The organism is Streptomyces sp. NPDC058691 (genome assembly GCF_042714775.1).
Taxonomy (GTDB): Bacteria; Actinomycetota; Actinomycetes; order Streptomycetales; family Streptomycetaceae; genus Actinacidiphila.
Map to the genome: position 1 here is coordinate 121,168 of NZ_JBHXSO010000017.1, position 6,570 is coordinate 127,737.

The 6,570-nt window shown below is 71.1% G+C and carries 5 protein-coding genes; 3 read left to right on the plus strand and 2 right to left on the minus strand.

What is annotated here, in order from left to right; translation table 11 throughout:
- Nucleotides 1-143: 143 nt before the first annotated feature.
- Complete coding sequence (gene lysS / locus ACFWVC_RS14785; RefSeq protein WP_384284351.1) at nucleotides 144-1,820, minus strand: lysine--tRNA ligase; 1,677 nt, start codon at nucleotides 1,818-1,820, stop codon at nucleotides 144-146.
- Nucleotides 1,821-1,948: 128 nt separating this feature from the next.
- Between lysS and argS the strand changes: the two genes are divergently transcribed.
- From argS to ACFWVC_RS14800, 3 genes are all read left to right on the plus strand, one after another.
- Nucleotides 1,949-3,721, plus strand: a complete 1,773-nt coding sequence (gene argS, locus ACFWVC_RS14790) for an arginine--tRNA ligase (protein ID WP_384284353.1) — start codon at nucleotides 1,949-1,951, stop codon at nucleotides 3,719-3,721.
- 91 nt (nucleotides 3,722-3,812) lie between these two features.
- Nucleotides 3,813-4,619 carry a DUF4253 domain-containing protein gene (locus ACFWVC_RS14795; protein ID WP_384284355.1) on the plus strand — a complete coding sequence of 269 codons (807 nt, stop codon included), beginning with the start codon at nucleotides 3,813-3,815 and terminating at the stop codon, nucleotides 4,617-4,619.
- Between the two features lie 100 nt (nucleotides 4,620-4,719).
- Nucleotides 4,720-5,037 carry a hypothetical protein gene (locus ACFWVC_RS14800; RefSeq protein ID WP_384284357.1) on the plus strand — a complete coding sequence of 106 codons (318 nt, stop codon included), beginning with the start codon at nucleotides 4,720-4,722 and terminating at the stop codon, nucleotides 5,035-5,037.
- A 279-nt stretch (nucleotides 5,038-5,316) separates the two neighbouring features.
- On the opposite strand, the gene hemB is transcribed toward ACFWVC_RS14800, so the two are convergent.
- Nucleotides 5,317-6,339 (minus strand): porphobilinogen synthase, encoded by a 1,023-nt coding sequence (gene hemB, locus ACFWVC_RS14805; RefSeq protein ID WP_384284359.1) that lies wholly within the window; start codon nucleotides 6,337-6,339, stop codon nucleotides 5,317-5,319.
- Nucleotides 6,340-6,570 lie beyond the last annotated feature (231 nt).

Genomic DNA, 6,570 nt, shown 5'->3' on the forward strand with positions numbered 1-6,570 from the left:
AGGAGCCGCCCCGCGCTCGACGACCATAACGCGCCACGCACCACGGCGCGTTCGAATTTTCGCCCGTCCCGGCACACGCGGAAGCGGCGGGTGGCCGGGCCACCCGCCGCCTCCGTCAGCGCGTCCTCGTCAGCGCGTCCTCGTCAGCTCGCCGCGAGCAGCTCCCGCACCCGCTCCTGGCCCACGGCCAGCAGCAGGGTGGGCAGCCGGGGGCCGGTGTCCCTGCCGACCAGCAGGTTGTAGAGCAGGGCGAAGAAGGAGCGCTGGGCGGCCTTCAGTTCCGGCGTCGGCTTGGCGTCGGGCGCGAAGCCCGCCTGCATCTTCGGCACGCCGTAGACCAAGGTGGTCAGCCCGTCCAGCGACCAGTGCTCGGGCAGGCCGTCCACCAGCAGCTTCAGCGCCTCCCGCTCCTCGCCGGACAGCGCCGCCAGGGCCGCCGCGTCGGGCTCGGTGCGGACCCGGGTGCGGGCCTCAGGCTCGACGTGGGTGTTGACCCAGTGCTCGGCGCAGTCCAGCCGCGGCCGGGCGTCGTCCAGGGAGGCCAGCGGCCGCTCCTGGTCGAGGTCGCGCAGGATGCGCAGCGTCTGCTCCTCGTCGCCGGTCGTGATGTCCACGACCGAGGCGAGGGTGCGGTACGGCAGCTTGTGTCCGGTGGTCGGGAGCTCCCCGCTCGCCGTGCGCGCCGCCCGCGAGTGCACCGCCACGTCGACCGGCGCGGCCGTGCCCTCGGCGACCTTGCGCTCCAGCGCGTCCCACTCGTCGTAGGTGCGGGAGATCTCGTCGCCGAAGGAGATGTTGAACGCCTGGTTGGGCCGGCGCCGGGCGTACAGCCAGCGCAGCAGCTGCGGCTCCATGATGCTCAGCGCGTCGGCCGCGATCGGCACACCGCCCTTGGAGCTGGACATCTTGGCCATGCCGCTGATGCCCACGAAGGCGTACATCGGGCCGATGGGCGGCTCGGCACCGAAGATCTCGCGCACGAGCTGCTGGCCGACCATCCACGAGGAGCCGGGCGACTGGTGGTCGACGCCGGAGGGCTCGAAGTCCACGCCCTTGAAGGCCCAGCGCATCGGCCAGTCGACCTTCCAGACCAGCTTGCCGTTGTCGAACTCGCTGAGCCGCACGGTCTCGCGGTTGCCGCAGGCCTGGCACTCGTAGGTGAGCTCGGTGGTGTCGTCGTCGTAGGCGACGACCGTGGTCAGGTCCTTGCCGCAGGCCGAGCAGTACGGCTTGTACGGGAAGTACTCGGGGGCCTGCTCGAGCGAGGCGTCGTCATCCGGCTCCTCGCCCTGCTCCTCGCCGCCGGCCTTCTTCTTCGTCCGGTAGCGGCCCAGCACCTCGTCGATCCGGTGCCGCTCGCGCATCGCGTGCAGGATCTGCTCGCGGTAGGTGCCGGAGGTGTACTCGACGGTCTGCGAGATCTCGGTGACCTCGACGCCGAGTGCGGCCAGCGCCTCACGGAAGGGCGCCTTGAAGTGGTCGGACCAGGTCGCGTACGCGCTGCCCTCGGGCGCCGGGACAGCGGTCAGCGGCTTGCCGATGTGCTCGGCGTACGAGGGGTCGTAGCCGGCCGGGACCTTGCGGTAACGGTCGAAGTCGTCCCACGACAGGATGTGCTCGCAGGGCACGCCGCGCCGCTTGATCTCGTCCGCGACCAGGTGCGGGACCATGATCTCGCGCAGGTTGCCCAGGTGGATCGGCCCGGACGGGCTGATTCCGGAAGCGACGGTGATTTTCTTGCCCGGAGCCCGCCGCCCGGCTTCCGCGATGACGTCGTCCGCGAAGCGGGCGACCCAGTCGGCCTCGGTGCTCTGAGCCACTGTTTCGACTTCCTTCCACCAGTGCAGCGGGTAGCTCGGTACCCGGCAATTGTCCCAGAGAAAAATGAGTGGTAGCGCGTGGGATACTGAGGGTTGATCTCTGATCCCTCTCAGGAAGCACCGATCCCATGGCCTCGGTCAACTCGCTTTCCGCCACGATCCAGCAGCGCGTCGCTGACGCCCTCGGTGCCGACCCGCTGCTGCGACGTAGCGACCGGGCCGACTTCCAGGCCAACGGTGTGCTGGGCCTCGCCAAGCGGAACAAGGCGAACCCGCGCGAGCTGGCCGCCGAGGTCGTGGCCGCCCTCCCGGCGGACGACGGACTCATCGCCGACATCGAGGTCTCCGGCCCCGGCTTCCTCAACATCACCGTCGCCGACTCCGCGATCACCCGGACGCTGGCCGCCCGGGCCGCCGACGACCGGCTCGGCGTGCCCGCCAAGGCCGATCCCGGCGTCACGGTGATCGACTACGCGCAGCCGAACGTCGCCAAGGAGATGCACGTCGGCCACCTGCGGTCCTCCGTGATCGGCGACGCGCTCGTCAAGATCCTGGAGTTCGAGGGCGAGACGGTGATCCGGCGCCACCACATCGGCGACTGGGGCACCCAGTTCGGCATGCTCATCCAGTACCTGGTCGAGCACCCGCACGAGCTGGACCACGACGCCACCGGCGGCACGGGCGGCGAGGAGGAGGCCGGCGAGGCCTCCATGTCGCGCCTCAACCGGCTCTACAAGGACTCGCGCGCCCTCTTCGACGCCGACGACGACTTCAAGACGCGGTCGCGGAAGCGGGTCGTGGACCTCCAGGCCGGCGATCCGGAGACGCTGGCGATGTGGCAGCGGTTCGTCGACGAGTCGAAGATCTACTTCAACTCGGTCTACGACAAGCTCGACATCGCGATCCGGGACGAGGACGTCGTCGGCGAGTCCGGCTACAACGACATGCTCGTCGAGACCTGCACGCTGCTGGAGAAGTCCGGTGTCGCCGTGCGGTCCAACGGCGCGCTCTGCGTCTTCTTCGACGACATCAAGGGCAAGGACGGCGAGCCGGTCCCGCTGATCGTGCAGAAGGCCGACGGCGGCTTCGGCTACGCCGCGACCGACCTGTCGGCGGTCCGGAACCGCACCGCCGACCTGCACGCGAACACGCTGCTGTACGTGGTCGACTCCCGGCAGGCCCTGCACTTCAAGATGGTCTTCGAGACCGCCAAGCGGGCCGGCTGGCTCACCGACGAGGTCAAGGCGCTCCACATCCCGTTCGGCACGCTGCTGGGCAAGGACGGCAAGCCGTACAAGACCCGGTCCGGCGAGACCTTCCGGCTGGTCGACCTGCTGGACGAGGCCGTGGAGCGGGCGGGTGCGGTGATCGAGGAAAAGAACCAGGAGGGAAGCGAGGGCGCCCTCACCCCCGAGGAGATCGCCGACCGGGCCAAGGAGGTCGGCATCGGCGCGATCAAGTACGCCGACCTGTCCACCTCGCTGGGCCGGGACTACGTCTTCGACCTGGACCGCATGGTCTCGCTCAACGGCGACACCAGCGTGTACCTGCAGTACGCGTACGCCCGTATCCAGTCGATCCTGCGGAAGTCGGGCGACGCGAAGCCGGTCGCCCACCCCGAGCTGCCGCTGGCCCCGGCCGAGCGGGCCCTCGGCCTGCTGCTGGACGAGTTCGCGGAGACCCTGGCGAGCGTGTCCGAGACGTACGAGCCGCACAAGCTGGCCTCGTACCTCTACGCGCTGGCCTCGACGTTCACCACCTTCTACGACCAGTGCCCGGTCGTGAAGCCGGAGCCCGCTCCGGACGTCAAGGAGAACCGGCTCCTCCTCTGCGACCTGACCGCCCGCACCCTGGGCCAAGGCATGGCGCTGCTGGGCATCCGCACCCCCGAGCGCCTCTGACACGCCCTCGCGTCCGCACGACGTCGGCCCCGGTGGGAGTCACCACTCCCCCGGGGCCGCCGTTGTCAGTGGCCACCCCTACATTCGGGCCATGGCGACGCTCCCCAACCAACTCCCCAAACTCGTGCAGGACCCGGCCGGCCGGTCCCTGGGTCTCGACCTCCCGCCCGGCACCCTTGTCGACGAGACGTACGACGGCCCCTGGCACGAGCCGCTGCTCTGGCACGCGGACGACCCCGCCGCGCCCGACGCCTGGGAGCGGCTGCTGCCCGCCCGCATGTCGGCGGGCCTGCATCCGGTGCTGCTCTCGATGACCGCGGCGCTGCCCGCCACCAGGGAATTGTCCCCCGGGATGATGTCGTACCCCGGCGACCACGACGCCGAGGACGTGCTGGCCGGCTTCTGGGGCTTCGAGGAGGAGTTCGACGCGGACGACGCCGAGATGGTCGCCCCGTTCGGCCGGGAGTGGCCCGGCCTCGCCCCGGCACGGGAGTTCGCGGCCGACCCGGACGACAGGGCGGCCGAGGTCGCGGCGTCCATGATCGGTGCGGGACGGCTCGAGGATGCCCGCGCGGCACTCGTTCCGGCCCGCCGCAGTGCCGACGTCCCCGCGGCGATCGGCTGGGCCGGCCCGCTCAACCACGAGAACGACGTGGCCCGGCTCTGCGCGGTGCTGCGTTCCTGGGAGGACCGCTTCGGCGTGCGGGTCGTGGCCCTCGCCTTCGACGTCCTGGTGCTCTCCGTGGCCGCGCCGCCGACGGAGCCGGCGGAGGCCGAGGCGATAGCCGCCGAGCACTTCGCCTTCTGCCCGGACAACATCACTCAGGGCAGCGGTTCCCTCCGCGCGTACGCCAAGTCCCTGCTGGGCGAGGTGTGCTGGACCTTCTGGTGGGACTGAGCACAAAAGCGGGGGCGCCCTCCCCCGAGTCGGAAGGGCGCCCCTGCGAGATCATCCGTCAGCGGTGGTGACCCCAGCGGTGGCCCCAGTGGTGACGCCCGTGGTGACGGTGGTGACGGTGGTGGCCCCAGCGGTCGTGACGGTGACCCCGGTCGCGGCCCCAACGGTCGCCGTGGTCGTTGCCACGGTCGTGCGTGACGTGAGCTGCCGCCTTGGGCGCCACCTCAGTAGCGGCGCTGGCAGCCGTGGCACCACCAAGCAGAACGGCGGCCGCGACACCCAGCGCGGCGGCAAATCGGGAAGCCCGCATTGCGGTCTCCTTTCTCGGCGGCGCTTGCGCGACCGCCTCGGTTTGGACACCTCGATACTTCCCGGCGATATGCCCTTTTCAGTCGGAATCGCGAGCAAACCCACTTGATATAACGAAATATCACCTTGGCGGGAACCGGAGCGCGGCGTGGCGGCGTCACGCGTGTCCGGCCGTGCCCCGCCTGCCGCCCAGATCCGCAAAACCGCAGGCAGCAGGCGCGCGGCGGGGTCCGGTGCCTCGCCGCGGACGGCGGGCACGGCAGCGAAGCCCGCGAGTGCGGGCACGAGCAGATGTTCTGGCGGGCTCTCGTTCGGCAGGCGCAAAACCGCCGTACGGCGATGCTTTGGCCACGGGACGATGTGTCTCCGCCGGCTGACCGGCGCGCCGTCAGAGGTTGCGCGCGACCTCGGTCGCCCAGTACGTGAGGATCATCTGCGCCCCGGCCCGGCGGATCGAGGTCAGGGTCTCCATGATCGCGCGGTCGCGGTCGATCCAGCCGCGCTCCGCGGCGCCCTCGACCATCGCGTACTCGCCGCTGATCTGGTAGGCCGCGACCGGCACGTCCACCGAATCGGCGACCTTGGCGAGCACGTCCAGGTAGGGCAGGGCGGGCTTGACCATGACCATGTCGGCGCCCTCGGCGAGGTCGAGCGCGAGCTCGCGCATCGACTCGCGGAGGTTGGCCGGGTCCTGCTGGTACGTCTTGCGGTCGCCCACCAGGGACGAGCCGACGGCCTCGCGGAAGGGGCCGTAGAAGGCGGAGGCGTACTTGGCGGTGTAGGCCAGCACGGAGACGTCCTGGTGGCCCGCCGCGTCCAGCGCGTCACGGATGACGCCGACCTGGCCGTCCATCATGCCGCTGGGGCCGACGACGTGGACGCCGGCGTCGGCCTGGACGCGGGCCATCTCGGCGTAGCGCTCCAGGGTGGCGTCGTTGTCGACACGGCCCTCGGCGTCCAGGACGCCGCAGTGGCCGTGGTCGGTGTGCTCGTCCAGGCACAGGTCGGACATGACCACCAGCGCGTCGCCGACCTCGCCGACCACGTCGCGGATGGCGACCTGCAGGATGCCGTCCGGGTCGGTGCCGGGGGTGCCGACCGCGTCCTTCTTCTCGTCGAGCGGGACGCCGAAGATCATGAGCCCGCCGACGCCCGCTTCCGCGGCCTCGACGGCGGCCTTGCGGAGGGTGTCGCGGGTGTGCTGGACGACGCCCGGCATGGACGACAGCGGCACGGGCTCGTGAATGCCTTCACGAACGAACACCGGGAGGATCAGCTCGGCGGGGTGGAGGCGGGTCTCGGCGACCATGCGGCGCATCGCCGGCGTGGTCCGCAGGCGGCGCGGACGCGCGCCGGGGAACTGACCGTAACGAGTGCCGCTTCCGCTCATGACCGTGTCGCGCCCTTCCATCGCCGGAGCTTCCGCTCACCACCGTACGCCCGCGACGGGTGTGCTCTTCCCGACCGGATGTCGGGCCCCGGGCCCTACGACCGCGGGGCGGGCGGGGCCGCCCCGGCGCCCCCCCCCGGGCGGGGGGGGGACCACTACAACCCCCTCATGCCCCCCGGGGGGGGGCCCGGACCCGGTGCTGATGTACACAACCCCCGCGCCCCCCCCCACGGCCGCGCCGGTGTGGTCGTC

Excerpts from the sequence above, each read along its gene's own strand:
- ACFWVC_RS14795 (WP_384284355.1), top strand. The coding sequence starts at position 3,813 with ATGGCGACGCTCCCCAACCAACTCCCCAAACTCGTGCAGGACCCGGCC.
- hemB (WP_384284359.1), bottom strand. The coding sequence starts at position 6,339 with ATGGAAGGGCGCGACACGGTCATGAGCGGAAGCGGCACTCGTTACGGT.
- argS (WP_384284353.1), top strand. The coding sequence starts at position 1,949 with ATGGCCTCGGTCAACTCGCTTTCCGCCACGATCCAGCAGCGCGTCGCT.